Here is an 18,808-nt window from a genome sequence, read left to right as displayed (position 1 = left end):
TTATGATACAATTAAACGTTAATAATGAAACTACTAAGTTAAGAGCAGTTGTTTTGGGTACTGCACAAAGTAATGGCCTTGTACCTAATATAGAAGATTGTTACGATCCAAAAAGTGTACAGCATGTGCTTGCAGGAACCTACCCAAAAGAAGAGGACATGATCAAAGAAATGGAAGCCGTAGCAAAAGTGTTAGAAAAATACAATGTAAAAGTATTTAGACCTAAAGTTATAGAAAATTATAACCAAATATTTTCTAGAGATATTGCTTTTGTAATAGATGATAAATTTATAAAAGCAAATATATTACCAGACAGAGACCAAGAAATAGAGGCTATTTCTCATGTTATCTCTAAAATAGATCCCAATAAAATTTTAAAATTACCAGAAGAATGCCATGTAGAAGGTGGAGATGTAATGCCTTGGAATGATTATATTTTTGTGGGAACCTATTCTGGAGAGGATTATGCAGCACATATTACAGCAAGAACAAATATAGATGCAGTAATAGCTTTGCAAGAATTGTTTCCAGAAAAAACTGTAAAATCTTTTGAGCTTAGAAAAGACAATACAAACCCTAGAGAAAATGCACTACATTTAGATTGTTGTTTTCAACCTATTGGAAAAGACAAAGCCATTTTGCATAAAAATGGATTTTTAGTAGAAAAAGAATATGAATGGTTGGTTAATTTCTTTGGAAAAGAGAATATATTTGAGATTACAAAAGAAGAAATGTATAACATGAATAGTAATGTTTTTTCAATTTCAGAACAAGTTATTATATCAGAACAAAACTTTACAAGATTAAATACTTGGTTAAGAAAAAATGGTTTTACGGTAGAAGAAGTACCCTATGCAGAAATTGCAAAACAAGAAGGTTTGTTACGTTGTTCTACAATGCCATTAATTAGAGATTAAGAGGGCTTTTTAGTTAACTTTAAAGATTAGTTGAGAACCTAATTAGATTTTTTTTAAGTCTAGAGACAAACCAAATTATTGTTTTCAATTTTCGATTTCAACACAAAAAAATAATTTTTTTTTAAAAATTTAATATGAAACAAACCACAAATACTATTTTAATGATTCGTCCTAAAAATTTTAGGATGAATGAACAAACTGCAGTTAATAATTATTTTCAAGAAGATGTACCTTTAAAAAATGCTGAAATAAATAAAAAAGCACAAGAAGAATTTGATGCATACGTTTTTAAATTAAAAAGTTATGGTGTAAATGTTGTTGTCATATCAGACACTGATGATTTTGATACTCCAGACGCAGTTTTTCCTAATAACTGGATTTCTTTTCACGAAGATGGTACTGTAGGAGTTTACCCAATGTTTGCAGAAAATAGACGGTTAGAAAGAAGATTAGAAATTTTAGATGTTATAGAAGAAAAAGGATTTTTAATAGAAAATATTGTTGATTATACATCAGCAGAAGAAGAAAATTTGTTTTTAGAAGGAACAGGAAGTATTATTTTAGACAGAACAAATAGAAAAGCATATTGTGCTTTATCTGCAAGAGCAGATGAAGATTTATTTATAGAGTTTTGTGAAGATTTTGAATATACACCAGTCATATTTATTGCCAACCAAACAGTAGATAATAAACGCGTACCTATTTATCATACCAATGTAATGATGTGTGTTGCAGAAACTTTTGTGGTAATCTGTTTAGATGCCATAGATGATAAAAAAGAAAAGAAATACGTACTAAAACATTTAAAAGAAGATGGTAAGCATGTAATTGATATTTCAGAAAAGCAAATGCATCGTTTTGCAGGAAATATGTTGCAGGTTCAAGGAGCCAATGATGAGTTGTTTTTAGTGATGAGTAAAGCTGCTTATGACTCTTTAACCCAAAGTCAAATTTCTAAAATAAATAATCACTCTAAAATTATTTATAGTTCTTTAGAAACTATAGAAACCTGTGGAGGTGGTAGTGCTAGATGTATGATGGCAGAGGTTTTTTTACCTATAAAATAAAATAAGAGTCTATTATTTTATCAATTAAACCAGTTGTTTTAAATTTTGTTCCAGGAATTTCAATGGGTGCTTTTATTACTTTAATTGTTGGTATTGTACTTTCTAGAAAATCCATTTAAAAGCATCAAAAAAGCTCTAATTTTAGAATTTGACAAATCTTTTTGTTATTGTTTGTCGATCTTTAAAGTAAAACCTTATAAAGTATGTTCCATTTTTTAAATGAGAAATATCAATCCCTTTACTATAATCAATAATTTCTGTCTTATTAATTTCTTTTCCAATTACAGAAAATATTTTTACTTTAAAAAGAGGTAGCTCACTATTTGTTTTTTTGATGTATATTTTACTATTTACCGGGTTTGGATAAATTTTAAAATCAATACTATCTTCTTCTTTTACAGCTACTAATGTATTGCTTTGAGAGTCTGAAAATTCATACAAACGTTGTGGGAAATTGAATGTAACACCTCCTTGAATTGTGGATACAAATTCTCTAGATAAGTAATATTTACCATTTCCAAAATTAGTAATCCCTTCAACTTGACTACCTTGTGCATCTTGCCCTATTTCTGATGCAATTGATATTCTTTGATATCCTGAGTCAAAAATATTACTTCCCGAAGTTCTATTATTATCTATAAACACAAGAAAAGGATTTGCAGTAGAATCATAACCGCAAAGAAAAAAAATGTCGTCTGTTAAATTATAAGTAGCTCCAGTAATTAAAAGCTGAACATTCCCTGTACTTATTTTTTCGGCAGAATATGTTCCTGCTATCTTTGGGATTTTATAAACGTTGGTTTTAAAATTTGTCCAATTTTTTGTAAAAATTAATATTGAATCTTGATAGATAACAAATGCTTCTGCATCAAAATTGTTGGCATTTACTTTGGTTGTAAAATCGGTTTGATCTTCGTATGAAAAATTAATTACTTCAGCAGTTATAGCGTTTTCTGTTAAATAATCTGTTTTTAAAATTTTGTAAATTTTTAAATCAATTCTATTGCCACTATTATTACCAATGTCACCAATATAAATATGTGTGTCATCTTCAGAAAGATCTTCCCAATCAATATTTGTAGCATTAGAGATGATAATTGTTCTAGTTAAATTCCCAGTTAGTGAATCTATTTCATATAAATTAGCTGAGTCGCCACTATCATTATGAGTAATTATTTTACCATTCAAGAATAATAATCCAGAAGTTTCAGCAACTTCATTTGGTAAATCAAACTTTATTTTAAAATCAGAAATTTGACTAAAACTAGATAGGTAGATTAAACCCGTAAATAGTAATAGTAACTGTTTCATCTTTGTAAGATAGTTATTTTAAAGCTTCTTCTATAACTTTACCTGAAGTACCATTAGGCGATTCAATTTTTAACAAGTTCGATATTGTTGGAGCAATATCAATTATTGAATATTTTTTAGAACTTTTACCTTTTTTAATACCATTTCCATAAAAAATAATAGGAATATGAGTATCGTAAGAATATCCAGAACCATGGCTAGTGCCTTTTCTTTCTCTTATTAGTGTTGCAGGATAAGGGATCATTAAAACATCTCCAGAAAATTTCTGATTGTATCCATTTTGAAGCGAATTCATAATTCCATCTGTAAAATTGGTTGTTTGCAAAGTTCTTGCTGTTACAGCCTTATATATTTTATCAAAATTAATAACTTCATCTGCCAACTTTTGCGCTACTTCATTTTTATCCAACCCTAGAGATGCTATCTTATCTTTATTTAAAAATATTTGATAGTTAGAAATATTTTCTACCAATTCTTTAGAGTTAAAATATTTTTGTGTGATCTCTAAAATAAAGTTTTTAAACTTTTTAGCATCCATATAGTGTGCAGAAATTTTTAAAGACTGTAAGTAAGCAGGTACATGAACAGCAGCATGATCTGCAGTTAAAAATAATGTGTAATTATTTTTCCCTACTTCTGTATCTAAAAAAGTAAAAAAATCTTCTAAATCTTTATCTAAACGTAAATAGGTGTCTTCTGTTTCAACAGCTGCAACACCATATCTATGCCCAATATAATCTGTAGAGGAAAAACTAACGGTTAAAAAATCTGTATAGGCTGTTTTGCCCAATTGTTCTCCTATAATGGCAGCTTTGGCAAAATCTACCGTATACGTATTTCCAGCAGGAACTGTTTTGATCAAATTAAAATTCCCGTTTTTTGCTCTTAATTCTTTTAATTTTTTTGGAAAAGTGGGAGTTGCTTTTCCGTTTAAATTTTTTTCAAAAATATTATTGTCACTTCTACTTTTTTCATAAGTATTTATATCATACAAAGTGTTCCAAGTTTCATTTAAGTAATTGTCTGCATTATTGTTTGCATTAAAATCTGCAACCCATTTAGGAAGTTTTTTCATGTAGTATGAACTTGTAACCCATTGATTATTATTAGCAGCATCATACCAATAAGCACCATTTGCTGTATGACCTACGGGTAAAATTGCAGACCTATCTTTTATAGACAATCCAATGGTTTTTCCTTTCATATTTTGGGCCAAATGTAACTCGTCAGAAATTGTTGTGGTATACAATCTTTGTGGAGATTTTTTACCAACATTACCAGAATTTCCAACCGTTGCGTAGTTGGAATCATCTACACAGTATATGCTTTCCTTCAAAAATTTATCATACCAATTGTTAGAAATAATACCATGATTATTTGGCGTTGTACCAGTAAAAATAGAAGCATGTCCAACAGCTGTATATGTTGGTATATAGTTATAATGTGCGTTTTCTAAAGAAAATCCATTCTTTAAAATTCTGTTGAAACCACCTTTGCCATACCTCTCTGCATATCTTGTTAAATAATCGTACCTCATTTGATCTATCACAATACCAACAACAAGTTTTGGTTTTTTATCTTGTATTTTTTTTTCTGTACAATTAGAAAAAAATAAAAAAATACATAAAACAAATAAAATTATATTTTTCATCGAAGTAATTTAAATCCTTACATAAACAAAAGTAATTATTTTTTATTTTGATATGTATTAATTAACAATCAATTAATCATAATTTAATACTTTAGCTTAAAATTTCTTTGAATGATTTATATTGAACAAATAGGTAAATATTTTATGATGCTAGGGCGCGTTTTTACAAAACCACAAAAGCCAAAAATATTTTACGAAGCCTTAATGAAAGAAATAGAAGATTTGGGTATCAAATCTTTAGGAATTATTATGTTTATTTCCTTTTTTATAGGGGGTGTTATTGCTTTACAAACGGCTTTAAATTTAGACAGTCCTTTTATACCCGATTCTTTAATAGGTTTTGCAGCAAAAAGATCTATTATTTTAGAATTTGCTCCTACATTTTGCTCTATTATTTTAGCAGGCAAAGTAGGTTCTTATATTACTTCAAGTATTGGTACTATGAGGGTTACAGAACAAATTGATGCTCTAGAAGTAATGGGGATAAACTCCATAAATTTTTTAGTATTACCTAAAGTTATTGCAGCATTATTCTTTTATCCGTTTTTAATTGCTGTAGCCATGGCTTTAGGTATTTTTGGTGGATGGCTAGCAGGAGTTCTTTCGGGTTTATTTACAGGTACAGATTATATTATAGGCATACAAACAGATTTTAAACCTTTTTTAATTGTATATGCTTTGATAAAAACACTGGTTTTTTCTTTTTTAATTACTACGGTTCCTTCTTATCATGGTTATTTTGTAAAAGGAGGCTCTATTGCAGTGGGAAAAGCCAGTACACAGGCTGTAGTTTGGACAACTATTCTAATAGTAATTGCCAATTATATATTAACACAATTACTACTAACATAACAATATGATAGAAGTTAAAGATTTACATAAAGGGTTTAATGGCACAGAAGTTTTAAAAGGAATTACGGCTACATTTTTACCAGGAAAAACAAATTTAATAATCGGTCAAAGTGGTTCTGGGAAAACTGTTTTCTTAAAATCGTTAATAGGGTTACACAAACCAGAAAAAGGGACTGTTTCTTTTGATGGCAAAATAAATACTCATTTTACCGATGCCGAAAAACAACAATGGAGACAGGAAATAGGAATGGTTTTTCAAGGAAGTGCTTTATTTGATTCTCAAACAGTAGAAGAAAATGTAATGTTTCCATTAAAAATGTTTACCAAAAAAACAAAAGAAGAAATGTTAGAGCGTGTTAATTTTGTTTTAAACAGAGTTAATTTAGAAAATTCTAATGATAAATTACCAGCAGAATTATCTGGAGGAATGCAAAAAAGAGTTGCCATTGCAAGAGCTATTGTAATGAATCCAAAATATTTATTTTGTGATGAACCCAACTCTGGTTTAGATCCTCAAACTGCCATTGTAATAGATAAATTAATACAAGAAATTACAGACGAATACCAAATTACAACCGTAATTAATACCCATGATATGAATTCTGTAATAGAAATTGGAGAAAAAATAATTTTTTTAAGCAAAGGAAAAAAAGAGTGGGAAGGTAGTAGTGAAGACATTTTTTCTACTGATAATGAAGCTGTTGTAGACTTTGTGTATTCTTCTAATTTATTAAAAAAAGTAAGAGAAGTTTATTTAAAAGAAACAAAATAAAAAATAGGTTTGTTTTTTATAAAATAACTCATATATTTGCACCCGCTTAAACGAAAAAGAATGACCTGGTAGCTCAGTTGGTAGAGCATCTCCCTTTTAAGGAGAGGGTCCTGGGTTCGAGCCCCAGCCCGGTCACAGAAAAAGTTCCATACAAAACGTATGGAACTTTTTTATTTTAACAATACTCCAACATTATTCATTCGTTTTCTAAGTAATTTTGTGTTATAATAGTAATACACTAAGAACAAACTATATATTTTACTTTTATCAACTTTACTTTTTATGAAGGATTCTAATCTTATACTTTTCGATTTTAATACAAAAAGCAATATTTCTAATTGGAGAGTGGTAGATGATGTTGTTATGGGAGGACGATCTAATGGAAATTTTAGGTTGAATAAAAATGGTCATGCAGAATTTTACGGAGACGTATCTTTAGAAAATAGTGGAGGGTTTTCTTCTGTTCGTTATCGTTTTGAATCCATACAAACTTTAAATTCTAAAGAAATTGTTATAAGGTTAAAAGGTGATGGTAAAAAATATCAATTTAGAGTTAAAGACAAATCAAATAATAACTATTCTTATATTTCAACATTTACAACTTCAGGTAACTGGGAAAACATCACAATTCAACTTTCAGAAATGTATCCTGCTTTTAGAGGAAGAAAATTAAATATGGATAATTTTTCTGCTGAAAGTATAGAACAAATTGCTTTTTTAATCGGAAACAAAAAACAACAGCGCTTTAAATTAGAAATTGATAAAATTTTTTTCAGTAAATAGTATTGTTGTCTTTTCAATTAACTTTTTTTGGTATCTTTCCTACTTTCTAATTTTTTATATATGGAAAAAGATATTCAAAAAAATGTAGGGCCTCATTCGCAAGAAAACACAAAGCAAAATGTTCAAAAAGATGCTATTGGACTTATAAACAGTATTAAAAAGTTTTTACTAGAACTTTTCGATTTTAGAGATGATACAGATCACGAAGCCACTTTAGATGCCATAAAAGCTGATATTCCTTTTAAAGGCGCTACCGCTTGGATTCTTATTTTTGCTGTTTTTGTTGCCTCTGTTGGTTTAAATGCAAATTCTACAGCTGTTGTTATTGGAGCCATGTTAATATCTCCTTTAATGGGGCCTATTTTGGGGTTAGGTATGTCTTTTGCTTTAAATGATATAGAAACTTTTAAAAAGTCTCTCGTCAACTTAGGTACTATGATTGGGCTAAGTTTATTCGCCTCTTTTTTATTCTTTTATTTTTTTCCATTAAGTCAAGATAATTCGGAATTATTAGGTAGAGTTAGCCCAGATATACGTGATGTTTTAATTGCGTTTTTTGGAGGGTTGGCACTAATGGTTGCCAGAACTAAAAAAGGTACTATTGCTTCTGTAATTTTTGGTGTAGCTATTGCTACCGCTTTAATGCCACCTTTATGTACGGCAGGTTATGGGTTAGCCAAAGGAAATTTTCCATACTTTTTGGGTGCTATGTATTTGTTTACCATTAATACAATTTTTATAGCATTAGCCACATTTTTAGTTTTAAAATTTTTGCGTTTTCCAATGCATAAATATGCAAATGCAGCCAAAAGAAAACGCTCATCTACAATTGCTACTTTAATAGGTATCGCTGTAATGATTCCTGCTATTTTTACTTTTGTAAATGTTTTCAATGAAAACCAAATGAATACGCAGATTAATTATTTTATTAAAAATGAAATAAAAAATAATAAATCGTTACAATTAATAGATTGGGATAAGGACATAGAAAAGAAAGAAATTTATGTAAACTTTTTTAATGAAATTACAGAAGCAACAGAAAACGATTTAAAAAATGAGCTTTCTAATAGTAGAGATTACCCTAATTTAGTTGGTTTTAATTTGAGTATTAAAGGAAGTGATACCAAAAGTTTTGAGTTGATCACTACAGCTTATAAAGAAAAGCGTGCAGAACTTCAAGAGAGTAAAAATATTATTGCAGGTTTGCAAAAGCAGATTACAGAATTACAACAAACAATTTCTAGTTTAAATAACAGAATAGAGCAAGATGCTTTAAATAAAAATCAAAAAGTGGTGGCTTTTAGTAGAATTGCGAAAGAATCCAAAATAAGATATGTAAATATCGAAAAAATTGGTTTTGCAAACGTTTTATCGTCTAAAGACTTTATTAAAATAGATACCATACCAGTTGCCACTATAAAGTGGAACGCTAAATTGCATGATAGTATTATTTCACCCAAAGAAAAGGAATTAAGAACGTGGTTGCAAAGAGAAATGGAGCTAGATACTTTGTTTATAAAACGAGAAAAATAATAAAATACGCTGTCTGAAAAGTAAAAAAAAATCAGTTTGTTAGGTTTATTTTGATTATCGGTAAGTTAAAGTATTGATAATCATTTGTATATTTTATTTTTTTAGAAAGTTTTTTTTTCATATTTTTTTTAAAAAGCTTCCTGATCAAAAAGAGTTACTTCTACATTTTGATTGAAAAGGTATACTTTTTTATTTTTAATATTTAAACATTCGTAACGAGTTCTGCGTTTGTTTCCTCTTTTATAAACGATGTTTTTAAAAATAAAAAGACTTCCAAAAGGAATGTCGAAAACAAAATATTTACCAGCTGCAGCTTCATTACCTTTTAAAGCTAAAGATAACTTTACATCTGCGTCTGTACTTGCTTTTGGGTTTTTTAAATAATTGGCTAAATAAGGCAATATTTCTTTCGGATAAATATCTGGATGTAAAAAAGGCAACATTAAATGTTGAAATATAGCTTTCCACTCTTTACCATGAGGCTGTACTCTTCCAAATTTTTGATGCGTAACATGATGTGCAATTTCGTGCACTAAGGTTAATAGAAATTGATGTTGATTCAAATTATTATTTACTGTAATTTGAAATTTTCCATCAGGCAATTGCCTAAAATCTCCATGTTTTGTTTGCCTTTGATTTACAATTTTAAGCGTAAAGTTGTGCTCATCAATTAAAAAATGAACAAATGGAATGGCTTTAGAAGGGATAAAATTATTATAATCCAATTATTTCGTCAAACTGATTAAGGAGTAGAACTTGAAACCTGCAATATTTTTCCGTTATAAAATTTGTTACCAGTGGTAGCAAAATTAAATAGATAATCTGCCATTTCTTTAGCAGAAAGTGGTGCTTCATATCCAGGAAAAGCCTCTTCTAACATTTCTGTTTGTACAGCACCTAAAGCCAACACATTAAATGCAATTTGTTGTTCTTTATATTCTTCTGCTAATAATTCAGATAGTGTTATAACAGCGCCTTTAGCAGAACTATAAGCTGCTAAACCAGGAAATTTTAGGCTACCTTGAATACCTCCCATAGAACTTACAGTAACTACATGGCTTCCTTTAGATAAATAAGGAATTAATATTTGTATGGTTTCTGCCACTGCAAAAACATTTACTTTATATACTTCTAAAAAATCTTGAGAAGTCAAATCTGTAAATGGTTTATTTATCAATTTACCTGCGTTATTAATCAAAATATCTACTTTTTTCCAATTGGTATCTACAAAATATTTCACCTTTTGTAAGTCATCAGTATTTGAAATATCTACAGATATCACTTTTATATTTTTATGATTAACTTTCTCTAAAGGCTGGGTATTTCTAGAAATAGCTAAAACATTGTGTCCTTCCTCTGCAAATTGTTTTGCTAGTTCAAAACCAATTCCTCTACTTGTTCCAGTAATAACTACATTTTTCATTTTTTAAATTTTAAGCTACCAAATTAGGTATTTTTTCATACATTTAAAGATAAAATAACTACAAATGAACAAATTATTATTACTTTTTATTACCGTTTTTATATTACAAACTTCGAATGCGCAAACTACTTACATTTTATGCGGAAAATTGGTAGATACCAAACTAGGTAAAATAGAAAGTAAAAAAACAATATTTGTAAAAGAAAATAAAATCATCGCTGTTAAAGATGGTTATATTATGCCAAAAGGTGGTACAGTTATCGATTTAAGAGACAAGGTAGTAATGCCCGGTTTGATAGATTTTCATGTGCATATTGAGCAAGAATTTGATAGAAATACAAGACTAAATAAATATATTTTAAACGAAGCAGATGTTGCTTTTAACTCAGTAGGTTTTGCAAAAACTACTCTGTTAAATGGTTTTACAACTGTAAGAGATTTAGGAGGAACAGGTGTAAATATTTCTATAAGAAATGCTATTAATGCAGGTAAAATTCCTGGACCTAGAGTTTTTACTGCTGGTAAATCTTTGGCAACTACAGGCGGTCATGCAGATCCAACAAATGGCAGTAGTAGAGTATTAATTGGCAATCCAGGCCCTAAAGAAGGTGTTGTAAACTCTATAGAAGACGCAAAAAAAGCAGTAAGACAGCGTTATAAAAATGGCGCAGACTGTATAAAAATAACTGCAACTGGTGGCGTTTTAAGTGTTGCAAAATCAGGAGACAACCCACAGTTTACAATTGAAGAAGTAAGAGCTATTTGCGAAACTGCCAAAGATTATGGAATGCATGTTGCAGCACACGCGCATGGTGATGAAGGAATGCAAAGAGCCATTGTTGGAGGTGTAAAAACGATAGAACATGGTACGTATATGAGTGATGAAACCATGGAATTGATGAAAAAACACGATGCTTATTTAGTACCTACAATTACAGCAGGTAAAGAAGTAGAAGAAAAAGCAAAAATTGATGGTTTTTATCCTGCAATTGTAGTGCCGAAAGCTTTGGCTGTTGGGCCACAAATACAAGGAACTTTTGCAAAAGCATATAAAAAAGGAGTGGGAATTGCCTTTGGTACAGATGCTGGTGTTTTTAAACACGGTAACAATGGTAAAGAGTTTGGTTTTATGGTAGAAGCTGGCATGCCAGCAATGAAAACCATACAATCTGCTACAATAACCAATGCTACGTTGCTTAAAATGGAAACCGAATTAGGGCAAATTCAAAAAGGTTTTTTTGCAGATATTATTGCTGTAGATGATGATCCTACCAAAAATATTGCAACTATGGAAAATGTTGTTTTTGTAATGAAAAATGGTGTGGTTTATAAAAAATAGTATTTAAAAAGTACGAATTGAATACATTTTACTAATCAAAAGTAATGTGCTGATAAGCACCAATATCTGGAGCTGTAGTTCTATCAACACCTAAAATATCCAGGGTAAAAGGGCTTGCAATGGCTTTGTTAATTGCGCTGCTTTTATCACCAATAATAAAATCGTTTTTTTGAGTATCTCTAAAATTGGCAATACCATTTAAAATGATGTTGCTGTAATTAGGGTTGTTGTTAAAGTCAACTTCAAAAACATCTTCAAAAGAATTACTGCTGTCATTAAATTTAATCATACAATTTTTTATGCTGTAATTAAACAAACCACCACCATCAACTTTATCTACTAAAAACTCAATATTGTTATTACCTTCAAAAATACAATTTGTAAAATTAGCAGCTTTTAAATCTCTTGTTTCAATAATCTCTTGACCAGCATCATTATTGTATATAAAAAAGTTATTAATTACTACAGCAGGTAATTGTCTAATACCATTGCTCCAGTAATTGGCAAAAGTACTGTGTGTAAAATTGTAAGTTCCTCCAATTGTAGCTGCTAAAGAAGCTTCACCAGCACTACCAATAACCACATTATTGGCTTCTAAGTTTGTTTCTCTTGCCAAAATACCAAAATTTGTTTGGTTGTAAATTTCTGTGTTTTGTAGTTTTAAAGTTGGAGTACTTGTGCTACCAATACTATCAATTAAAACACCTATGATTCCGTTTTTTATTAGTGCATGATGAATTTCGTTGTCCCTACTTCCTGCACGCATCCAAATTGTTCCCCATTGACCAGGAATTTCACTAAAAGAATTTTCTAATCTATCTCCTTCAAAAATAACTTTTTCAGACAATGTTCCGTTTACTTTTAACGTAGCTTTATCATCTACAATTAAGCCAGAATTGTCGTGAAAATGGACTCTAGAACCTGCTTCAATTATTAGGGTTTTATTAGCGGGTACCGCTGCATAACCATAAATAACGGTGGGTTTTGTATTGGTAAAAGTCAATTCTGTATCTTCTAAAAAACGCCCTTTAATGCTTGTGGGTTGCCCATCTAGGGTCAGGCTATCTATTTTCATAGAAATAGGGTCTTTACCAGGAAAAATAAAATTAGCATCTTCTACCAAGGTTACCAAATCTACATCTTGTTGGTTGTTGCCAGTATCAAATAAAATTCTGTCTATATATAGAGGACTGCTTTGGTTTGCAACATTGACAGTAGTTTCTATAAAAACAAAAATACTATCTTTTGCAAGGATATCTATATTGCTAAAATCTTTACCAGGAATACCATCTACATTTAAACGGTAGTTAGATGAGGTACCATTTTCTAACTGAATTTTAGGAATGGTAATCGCATTATTACTTCTATTATATACTTTTAAATTGTAAGTGGCAGAACCAATATTGGTAAAAATAGTATCTAAAAAAACAGTGTCTTTAGAAAATTCTAACGTGCCAAAATTAGGAATGGTAGAAAAATCTTTTCTACAAGAACTGATAGAAATTAAAGCACAACAAATTAAAAAAGTAAATAATTGCTTCATAGATTTTATATTTCTTTTAAATAAAAGTAAAAATAAAACTTATAAATGAGTTTATTATTGCTTTATCAATTCAATTTCGAATAATTTGCCCCAATTTTTACCAGTAACAAACAACCTGTTGTTTTCCGCATCAAAAGCAATACCGTTTAAAACTTCATCATTAGCAACTAATTTTTGCGTTTTTTTCATTTCGGCTTCTAAGCCTTTTAGGTTAATCAACCCTTCCACAACACCTGTTTTTGGGTTGATAATTGCAATAATTGGTTTTTGATAGTAATTTGCAAATAATTTTCCGTTAATAAACTCTAGTTCGTTTAACTGCGTTAACGCTCTATCATGAGCATATGCTTGGATAAAGTACTTTTCTTCTAAAGTTTTTTTATCTAGAAACCAAATCTTGTTAGTTCCGTCAGATTTTATCAATTCACTTTCGTTTTGTGTTAAACCCCAACCTTCTTTACTTTTATTATAGCTAAATTCTTTTTCTTTTTTAAAAGTCTCTAAATCGTAAACAAAACCTTTTTTAGATTGCCAAGTAAGCCAAATAATTTTATCTTTTATAATGGTCATTCCTTCACCAAAATATTGGTTGTCTAAATCTATTTTCTGTAAAACTTTCCCTGTTTTTATGTCTATTTTTCTTAAAGAAGATTGTCCTCTACGTCCTGTAGTTTCATATAAATAGCCATTGTAATACTCCAATCCTTGTGTGTATGCTTTGGTATCATGCGGATATTCATTTACAATTTTATATTTATAAAAATCGGGTTTTGTATCTGCAAAAACCTCTAAAAAAGCATTTTTCTTTTTCGTTTTCCCATCAAAAAAAGCCAACCCATTAATAGCATGTTTACCCACACCAAGATCGTTGGTATTTAGGGTTAAGGTGTTGCTATTACTAGATACCTCTTTGCCATTTACATAAAACTGAACTTTCTCAATTTCTTTGCCTTCTTTTTCAACCATTTTTAAAGTAATGGTTTGGTTTAGCGTGGTTTTTTCTGGCTTTTCTATAGAAAATTTATATGCGTCTGCGCAAGAAATAGTGGTTAATAGAATTGCTAAAAAGTAAAATAGAATAGAAAGCTTCTTCATTATAAATGTAAATTTCGGTTTTTTGGAATGTAAATATTCAAAAAAAAGACAACACCAAGCAACTTTTAAGTGCTAAAAGGACTTGTTTTCTATTAAAAATAACAATATTGCAAATAAAAACAATTTATTTATTTGTAAATTAAAAAATAAGGTTAAATTTGCATCCTCAAAATAGTTAGTTAACAGCTATTTAGATTTTAGAGTAAAACCTTACCAACTTTACTCATACAAACATAATATTAAAGTATTAAATATATTCAAAATGAAGAAAGAAATTCATCCAGAAAATTATAGAATCATTGCTTTTAAAGACATGTCTAATGGCGATGTATTTTTAACACGTTCTACTGCAAACACTAAAGAAACTTTAGAAGTAGATGGTACAGAGTATCCTTTAGTAAAATTAGAGATTTCTAGAACATCTCATCCATTTTACACTGGTAAATCTAAGCTTATCGATGCTGCAGGACGAATTGACAAGTTCAAAAACAAATACGCAAAATTCAAGAAATAAGTTTCCTAGAATTTTAAACATATTTAAAACTCCAACATTTATTTGTTGGAGTTTTTTTGTGCGTTCCCTTTCAGGTCGTGCTTTTCATTATATCTTTTTTTCATGCTTCAAAAAAGGATGTCATTTCAATCACTAACGCAATTTTTTGCCAACGAAATTTAAATTTTTGAGCGGAATGAGTTATTTTTAAACTTTATTTTATGTATCATTTTCATGAGAAACACAATTGTTGAAATTTTAATAATAATAACAATTTTTTGTGGGGTATTAGTTTATATTATTTCGCAAATGGGTACTTATCTTTTACTATCTAATTTTGTTATTTTAGCTTTTGTAGTTCTAAGAGGTAGTTTTCAAACCCAAACTATTTGTTAAAAGATTTTCCTTTAGAAGCTAGGTTAAGGTGATTTTTTGAAGAAGAAATAGATGAGATTCAGCAATGTTTTATAGAAGGTAATTTAAACAAAAGCCACAATACTATAGAAAATGGAAATGTGATGTAATAATCTACATAATTAGATAAAGACACCATTACTATTGCTATAAAACACTATGAATATAAAAAAGAAAAATCTAGTTGTTAATAATTAATATGATAAAACTCTAAATTGTTAAAGAAATTTTGGTGGCAATGGGCTTCAATGCTATTTGCAATATATGAGTAAATTAGGTTTTTAGAAAAAGAAAAGACGAAGTAGTAATTAGTTTAGAAGACATTTATTTATAAAAAGAATTTATGATATATGATATTGTAATAATAGGAGGAGGGCCCATAGGTATTGCTTGTGGTTTAGAAGCACAAAAAAAAGGACTCAGCTATTTGATTTTAGAGAAAGGACCCATTGTAAATTCGCTTTACAATTACCCCGTAAATATGCAATTTTTCTCGTCTTCTGAACGCTTAGAAATTGATGAAATTCCCTTTATTAGTAAAGAAGCAAAGCCTAGTAGGATTGAAGCTTTAGAATATTATAGGAGAATTGCAACATCTAATAATTTAAATATTCATTTGTTTGAAAAAGTAGAAAATGTTGCTAAAAACGACGATTTTTTTTCTGTAAAAACTTCAAAAGACACCTATCAAGCAAAAAATGTAATTGTAGCCACTGGTTTTTACGACATCCCAAATAAATTAGGTATTCCTGGAGAGGAACTGGCAAAAGTAGCACATTATTACAAAGATCCTCATTTTTATGCTGGTCAAAGAGTAGCTGTGGTGGGTGCTAGTAATTCTGCCATAGATGCAGCTTTAGAATGTTGGCGAAAAGGAGCAGAGATTACCTTGGTTATCAGAGGAAAATCTGTAGGCGATCGTGTAAAATATTGGGTAAGACCAGACGTTATCAATAGAATTGAAGAAGGCAGTATAAAAGCGTACTACAATGCAAATATTACCCAAATTACAGCAACCACTTTAAATATTAAAACAGACCAAGAAGAAATAACGATTGATAACGATTTTGTATTGGCTCTTATTGGATACAGACCCAACTTTACTTTTTTAGAAAAAATGGGCATTCGTTTGTCTGATAATGAAAAAAGAATACCAAGTTATCATGAGGAAACTATGGAAACTAATGTGAAGGGCATTTTTTTAGCAGGTGTTATTTGTGGAGGTATGGAAACTCATAAATGGTTTATAGAAAATTCTAGAATTCACGCAAAAATGATTGTAAAAACGATTTTAGAAAATCAGAATTAATAATAGTAATGGAGTAGCATTCCTACAAAAGTAGCAATCGAGATTTTTTTATGTATGAACCCAAAAATCAAAAGAAACAAAAAACCTTGGCCTACTAAAGATGCCATGACTCAAATTTACGAGCAGCATCTTTGGGGCACCAACCATAAACCATTTTATTCTGGTGAAGGTTCTCATAACCCAACCCTTGTAAAACCTTATTTACAAGTAGTACAAGCTTTTTTAAAATCTTTTAAGGCTCCCATTTCTGTTTGCGATTTAGGTTGTGGTGATTTTAATATTGGCAAAGAATTGGTAAAATACAGTCAAAAATATATAGGTGTAGATATTGTAGAAAGTTTAATAGATTACAATACAAAGTATTTTAAAGCCAGTAATTTAACATTTCTATGTTTGGACATTGCAAAAGATGACTTACCCAAAGCAGACGTAGTTATTGTAAGACAAGTATTGCAACATCTCTCCAATATAGAAATTATAGCTATACTAGAAAAACTTACACAATACAAATATATTTTACTTACAGAACATTTACCCAATGGTACTTTTGCCCCCAATAAAGATATTATTTCTGGACAAGGCATACGCATTAAAAAACAAAGCGGATTGAACATTTTAAAACAACCTTTTAATTTTCAAATAGTGGCAAAAAAAGAGTTTTTGTCTATGGATGTAGGTAATAAAAAAGGTGTTTTAACTACAACTTTGTATCAGGTTTTTTAGTTTTTTTCTTGAAATTAGCAATGGTTTATGTATAAGAAAAGTGCGTCTTAACCCAGTGAAAAAAAGCCAATTTATGAAAGCCAACGAGAACTTTTATAAATTGGCTTTACATAGCCATTTTTTATATGTTGTTATGCTACGTTTTATTTTATTAAAAATATCTTGAAATGCTTAATACATACACAATAACTAATATTATAATATTTTTATTGGTTGTTCAATAGTTCATTTAATCTGCTAAACTAGTTTAGTTTTATTAAAATGGCATATGAGATTGTTTAAAAATAAATTTGTTATTATCTAATTTGTCTAATTTATCAAATTTTATATACTTGCCATCATCTAAATTTAGAGGAAAACTATTATTTAACTGATTAATAACTAAATTCATATTAATTCCTGTATATGATATATCACCACAACCATTGTGGTTGACAACTTTTACACAAAACTCGGATATAGAATTAATTTTTGTGGATTTACTACATTTGTGACGTTTATGTAGACGAAATATGTCAATCTGTCCTACCGTTGTGTTGTACGTTAAACCTTCACCTTTATATAATACGCAATCATTAATAAAAAGCGAGACTGTATCTTTTTTAGTTAAATTATGAAGCTCGATATTCAGATATACTTCTTTGTCACTAATTTTTTCATTTTGAGATTCAGTTGGCTGTCCCGATTTCGTAAAATTTTCATTTACATTTTCAGGACTTTTGTTGTTGATTTTTTTTTCAAAATCAATTGGAGCTAATTGCTCATTGTTTTGATCGTCATTTAATGTAGAGTCAGTATCGCAATTGGTAAATGAGATACTAATACCTAGAATAAATAAATAGAAAAAATTCATTTTTAAAGTTTTCATATTATAAGTTTTAATTGCTCCATTAAGGTCTTGAGCTGTTAGATTTCGACCTTTAATCAGCTTTCATTGTTCACTTTCAGAGAGTCAAGTTACATTCTTCTTTTAAATTCTGTAAGTCAGATGGCTATTAAATTGCTCTTTTCAGTTCTCAAATGGCTACCAACTAACACTTTATAAACAAATAAAAAGTTATTCTATATCATCTATAAAGTTTGTTGTCTTTTCTATTATAAAAATAAACACTAAAAACGATGTTGTCAATCCCTGAATTCAGGGATATGAAGTTTTTAAAAACCTGACAATCAACGTATTGTATTTTGGTGTTTTTTGTGCAAAAAAAGAAGGTTTAAAAAATGAAAAAGCGAGCAAAAGAAATTTTAGCTACTAATTTAGCTACCTTAACATCTATTGTAGTTTTGCTGAAATTAAATGAGATGAAGCGAAAGTTGGTAAAAAAGTAACTTGTGTTCTTATATGACTGATTTTTAATTTGTTATATATCAAGTTATCTAAGTTATGTTTTTTTTCGCTAAAACCCAACAGGTAAAAACCCTATAAACCTGAGTTCGATTAATATTTAGATAGATTTTATTAGTAAAGAAGATAGATTTTTAGTAAATTAAGGCTCTGAATATCAGTTTATTAATCTAAAAATCTATCTATGATAATCTACTCTAAAATTACTGAAATATTCTGTATTGTTGATGAATTTTGC

18 protein-coding genes and 1 tRNA gene are annotated in these 18,808 nt (G+C 29.3%); 11 read left to right on the top strand and 8 right to left on the bottom strand.

Annotated elements, in window-relative coordinates; translation table 11 throughout:
• Positions 1-2 precede the first annotated feature (2 nt).
• Together Q0662_RS05145 and ctlX are read left to right on the top strand one after the other, a co-directional pair.
• Positions 3-917 (top strand): dimethylarginine dimethylaminohydrolase family protein, encoded by a 915-nt coding sequence (locus Q0662_RS05145; RefSeq protein WP_298947849.1) that lies wholly within the window; start codon positions 3-5, stop codon positions 915-917.
• 134 nt (positions 918-1,051) lie between these two features.
• The gene (gene ctlX, locus Q0662_RS05140) at positions 1,052-1,984 is read left to right on the top strand and encodes a citrulline utilization hydrolase CtlX (protein ID WP_298947846.1); all 933 of its coding nucleotides are present in this window, start codon (positions 1,052-1,054) and stop codon (positions 1,982-1,984) included.
• Here the strand turns inward: ctlX and Q0662_RS05135 are convergent.
• The 3 genes from Q0662_RS05135 to pafA are packed head-to-tail and all read right to left on the bottom strand — an operon-like array spanning position 1,974 to position 4,946.
• The gene (locus Q0662_RS05135; RefSeq protein WP_298947844.1) at positions 1,974-2,099 is read right to left on the bottom strand and encodes a hypothetical protein; all 126 of its coding nucleotides are present in this window, start codon (positions 2,097-2,099) and stop codon (positions 1,974-1,976) included. The genes ctlX and Q0662_RS05135 overlap by 11 nt on opposite strands.
• Positions 2,100-2,125: 26 nt before the next feature.
• Positions 2,126-3,295: a T9SS type A sorting domain-containing protein gene (locus Q0662_RS05130; RefSeq protein ID WP_298947842.1), complete on the bottom strand. Its 1,170-nt coding sequence runs from the start codon at positions 3,293-3,295 to the stop codon at positions 2,126-2,128.
• 13 nt (positions 3,296-3,308) lie between these two features.
• Complete coding sequence (pafA, locus tag Q0662_RS05125) at positions 3,309-4,946, bottom strand: alkaline phosphatase PafA (RefSeq protein WP_298947840.1); 1,638 nt, start codon at positions 4,944-4,946, stop codon at positions 3,309-3,311.
• Positions 4,947-5,057: 111 nt separating this feature from the next.
• Between pafA and Q0662_RS05120 the strand changes: the two genes are divergently transcribed.
• The 5 genes from Q0662_RS05120 to Q0662_RS05100 all read left to right on the top strand — a co-directional run bounded on the left by Q0662_RS05120 (position 5,058) and on the right by Q0662_RS05100 (position 8,886).
• Positions 5,058-5,798 (top strand): ABC transporter permease, encoded by a 741-nt coding sequence (locus Q0662_RS05120; RefSeq protein ID WP_298947838.1) that lies wholly within the window; start codon positions 5,058-5,060, stop codon positions 5,796-5,798.
• A 4-nt stretch (positions 5,799-5,802) separates the two neighbouring features.
• Complete coding sequence (locus Q0662_RS05115; RefSeq protein WP_298947836.1) at positions 5,803-6,570, top strand: ABC transporter ATP-binding protein; 768 nt, start codon at positions 5,803-5,805, stop codon at positions 6,568-6,570.
• 62 nt (positions 6,571-6,632) lie between these two features.
• Positions 6,633-6,705, top strand: a tRNA-Lys gene (locus Q0662_RS05110).
• Between the two features lie 147 nt (positions 6,706-6,852).
• Positions 6,853-7,353 carry a CIA30 family protein gene (locus Q0662_RS05105; RefSeq protein ID WP_298947834.1) on the top strand — a complete coding sequence of 167 codons (501 nt, stop codon included), beginning with the start codon at positions 6,853-6,855 and terminating at the stop codon, positions 7,351-7,353.
• 60 nt (positions 7,354-7,413) lie between these two features.
• Positions 7,414-8,886, top strand: a complete 1,473-nt coding sequence (locus Q0662_RS05100) for a DUF389 domain-containing protein (RefSeq protein WP_298947831.1) — start codon at positions 7,414-7,416, stop codon at positions 8,884-8,886.
• Between the two features lie 128 nt (positions 8,887-9,014).
• Here Q0662_RS05100 and Q0662_RS05095 read toward each other — a convergent pair whose 3' ends face one another.
• Both Q0662_RS05095 and Q0662_RS05090 read right to left on the bottom strand, forming a co-directional pair.
• Entirely contained in the window at positions 9,015-9,611 is a 597-nt protein-coding gene (locus Q0662_RS05095) for a SprT-like domain-containing protein (RefSeq protein ID WP_298947829.1), read from the bottom strand.
• 17 nt (positions 9,612-9,628) lie between these two features.
• Complete coding sequence (locus tag Q0662_RS05090; protein ID WP_298947827.1) at positions 9,629-10,309, bottom strand: SDR family oxidoreductase; 681 nt, start codon at positions 10,307-10,309, stop codon at positions 9,629-9,631.
• A 64-nt stretch (positions 10,310-10,373) separates the two neighbouring features.
• Here Q0662_RS05090 and Q0662_RS05085 point away from each other — a divergent pair, with 64 nt between their 5' ends.
• Positions 10,374-11,648 carry an amidohydrolase family protein gene (locus Q0662_RS05085; protein ID WP_298947825.1) on the top strand — a complete coding sequence of 425 codons (1,275 nt, stop codon included), beginning with the start codon at positions 10,374-10,376 and terminating at the stop codon, positions 11,646-11,648.
• 31 nt (positions 11,649-11,679) lie between these two features.
• Here Q0662_RS05085 and Q0662_RS05080 read toward each other — a convergent pair whose 3' ends face one another.
• A complete protein-coding gene (locus Q0662_RS05080) occupies positions 11,680-13,191 on the bottom strand; it encodes a hypothetical protein (protein WP_298947823.1) in 1,512 nt (503 codons plus the stop codon).
• Positions 13,192-13,245: 54 nt separating this feature from the next.
• A complete protein-coding gene (locus Q0662_RS05075) occupies positions 13,246-14,286 on the bottom strand; it encodes a glutaminyl-peptide cyclotransferase (protein WP_298947821.1) in 1,041 nt (346 codons plus the stop codon).
• A gap of 262 nt (positions 14,287-14,548) precedes the next feature.
• Between Q0662_RS05075 and Q0662_RS05070 the strand changes: the two genes are divergently transcribed.
• The 3 genes from Q0662_RS05070 to Q0662_RS05060 all read left to right on the top strand — a co-directional run bounded on the left by Q0662_RS05070 (position 14,549) and on the right by Q0662_RS05060 (position 17,225).
• Positions 14,549-14,800, top strand: coding sequence for a type B 50S ribosomal protein L31 (locus Q0662_RS05070; RefSeq protein WP_298947819.1), 252 nt, complete (start codon positions 14,549-14,551; stop codon positions 14,798-14,800).
• A 736-nt stretch (positions 14,801-15,536) separates the two neighbouring features.
• The gene (locus Q0662_RS05065) at positions 15,537-16,502 is read left to right on the top strand and encodes a YpdA family putative bacillithiol disulfide reductase (protein ID WP_298947817.1); all 966 of its coding nucleotides are present in this window, start codon (positions 15,537-15,539) and stop codon (positions 16,500-16,502) included.
• A gap of 54 nt (positions 16,503-16,556) precedes the next feature.
• Positions 16,557-17,225, top strand: coding sequence for a class I SAM-dependent methyltransferase (locus Q0662_RS05060; protein ID WP_298947815.1), 669 nt, complete (start codon positions 16,557-16,559; stop codon positions 17,223-17,225).
• Between the two features lie 256 nt (positions 17,226-17,481).
• Here the strand turns inward: Q0662_RS05060 and Q0662_RS05055 are convergent, their stop codons facing one another.
• The gene (locus Q0662_RS05055; RefSeq protein WP_298947813.1) at positions 17,482-18,093 is read right to left on the bottom strand and encodes a hypothetical protein; all 612 of its coding nucleotides are present in this window, start codon (positions 18,091-18,093) and stop codon (positions 17,482-17,484) included.
• Between the last annotated feature and the right edge of the window lie 715 nt (positions 18,094-18,808).

Source organism: uncultured Polaribacter sp. (assembly GCF_947503855.1).
In the GTDB taxonomy this organism is placed as follows: Bacteria; Bacteroidota; Bacteroidia; order Flavobacteriales; family Flavobacteriaceae; genus Polaribacter.
This window is presented reverse-complemented; position numbering and strand designations above follow the sequence as displayed.

Coding starts and splice junctions, on each gene's coding strand:
- Q0662_RS05080 (WP_298947823.1), bottom strand. CDS start 13,191: ATGAAGCAATTATTTACTTTTTTAATTTGTTGTGCTTTAATTTCTATC.
- Q0662_RS05060 (WP_298947815.1), top strand. CDS start 16,557: ATGAACCCAAAAATCAAAAGAAACAAAAAACCTTGGCCTACTAAAGAT.
- Q0662_RS05120 (WP_298947838.1), top strand. CDS start 5,058: ATGATTTATATTGAACAAATAGGTAAATATTTTATGATGCTAGGGCGC.
- Q0662_RS05115 (WP_298947836.1), top strand. CDS start 5,803: ATGATAGAAGTTAAAGATTTACATAAAGGGTTTAATGGCACAGAAGTT.
- pafA (WP_298947840.1), bottom strand. CDS start 4,946: ATGAAAAATATAATTTTATTTGTTTTATGTATTTTTTTATTTTTTTCT.
- ctlX (WP_298947846.1), top strand. CDS start 1,052: ATGAAACAAACCACAAATACTATTTTAATGATTCGTCCTAAAAATTTT.
- Q0662_RS05130 (WP_298947842.1), bottom strand. CDS start 3,295: ATGAAACAGTTACTATTACTATTTACGGGTTTAATCTACCTATCTAGT.
- Q0662_RS05105 (WP_298947834.1), top strand. CDS start 6,853: ATGAAGGATTCTAATCTTATACTTTTCGATTTTAATACAAAAAGCAAT.
- Q0662_RS05070 (WP_298947819.1), top strand. CDS start 14,549: ATGAAGAAAGAAATTCATCCAGAAAATTATAGAATCATTGCTTTTAAA.
- Q0662_RS05075 (WP_298947821.1), bottom strand. CDS start 14,286: ATGAAGAAGCTTTCTATTCTATTTTACTTTTTAGCAATTCTATTAACC.
- Q0662_RS05055 (WP_298947813.1), bottom strand. CDS start 18,093: ATGAAAACTTTAAAAATGAATTTTTTCTATTTATTTATTCTAGGTATT.
- Q0662_RS05090 (WP_298947827.1), bottom strand. CDS start 10,309: ATGAAAAATGTAGTTATTACTGGAACAAGTAGAGGAATTGGTTTTGAA.
- Q0662_RS05145 (WP_298947849.1), top strand. CDS start 3: ATGATACAATTAAACGTTAATAATGAAACTACTAAGTTAAGAGCAGTT.
- Q0662_RS05100 (WP_298947831.1), top strand. CDS start 7,414: ATGGAAAAAGATATTCAAAAAAATGTAGGGCCTCATTCGCAAGAAAAC.
- Q0662_RS05085 (WP_298947825.1), top strand. CDS start 10,374: ATGAACAAATTATTATTACTTTTTATTACCGTTTTTATATTACAAACT.
- Q0662_RS05065 (WP_298947817.1), top strand. CDS start 15,537: ATGATATATGATATTGTAATAATAGGAGGAGGGCCCATAGGTATTGCT.
- Q0662_RS05135 (WP_298947844.1), bottom strand. CDS start 2,099: ATGGATTTTCTAGAAAGTACAATACCAACAATTAAAGTAATAAAAGCA.